This window comes from Haemophilus sp. SZY H8 (assembly GCF_018829755.1).
In the GTDB taxonomy this organism is placed as follows: domain Bacteria; phylum Pseudomonadota; class Gammaproteobacteria; order Enterobacterales; family Pasteurellaceae; genus Haemophilus; species Haemophilus haemolyticus_K.
Window position 1 is genome coordinate 1 of sequence record NZ_JAHKJY010000013.1, and the last position, 1,166, is coordinate 1,166.

Annotated in this window: 1 protein-coding gene; it reads left to right on the top strand. The window is 41.7% G+C overall.

Features of this window, described 5'->3' with window-relative positions:
* Positions 1-1,166: two-partner secretion domain-containing protein (locus KKW16_RS08960; RefSeq protein WP_502793455.1), on the top strand; the 1,166-nt coding region annotated here is incomplete at both ends.

Genomic DNA, 1,166 nt, shown 5'->3' on the forward strand with positions numbered 1-1,166 from the left:
TTGAAAGGCTATCGCGTAAAAGGCGGTAAAGTGACGGTTGGTCAAAAAGGGATGGATAACAGCCAATCTGATTACACCGATATTATCGCGGAGAAAGCAGAAATCAAAGGTGGGGTTTGGTCGAAGAAAGGTATTAAAGTTACCACAGGTAAAAATAACGTTGACCGCACCAACGATTCGGTTGTGTACGTGGGTGATAAAAACACCGATAACACTGACCGCACTTTTGATACCCAAGGCGAAAACCAAAGCTATAGTGTGGATGTAAGCCAATTGGGCGGGATGTATGCGGAGAAAATCCATTTAGTGGATAACGGTCAAGGCCTTGGTGTGCGCAATGCGGGGCATATTGGTGCTGCTGCAGGTGAGGTGAAGATTGATAGCCAAGGAAAAGTTATCAATAGTGGCACTATCAGCTCAACGCAACAAGCCGAGATTAACGCCAAAAAATCCATTGAAAATACAGGTAAAATTGAAACTAAGCAAGGTAATGTATCATTACGCTCTCAAGCTAATGTGGCACAACATGGTTCGATTGTTTCGCGTCAGGGTGGGATCTTAGTTCAAGCTAAGGATAATCTCACTCAAACAGGTGAAACTGTAGTGAAGGGTAATGTTACTTACCAAGCGAAGAATATTGAGGCTAGTAAAGGTGCGTTAATTGCTGCAGGTGTAACTGCTCAAGAAACGACACAGGGTGAGACTCGTTCATTAGATAGTCAAAGTGCCCAAGGTGCTAGCATTACGCTCTCAGCTGAAAATTCTGTTTCATCTAAAGCTCAGCATCTAGCGAGTGGTCAAATTAATGCTAAAGCAGGTACCCTTGATTTATCTGAAAGTCAATCAACAGCTGATAGTATTGCTTTCCAATCTACTCAATCACCTTTAAATTTGAATCAAGCAACATTATACAGTGAGGGGCGTACTGCATTAAGCAGTCCTGATATTATTTTAGCGGAGAATGCTAACCTAAATGCAGGGTATTTTGCGATAGATACCGCACAACTTAATAATAAGAAGAGTAGCTGGGTTCAGCGTGGTAAAGAGGCCTTTTCATTGAATTTGAAAAAAGGGTTAGATAATACTGAAGGGAAGATTGCCGCTGAAGGTTTGATCTCTATTCAAAGTCCGTTAATTCAAAACAATCAAGGTGTGATTTGGTCAAA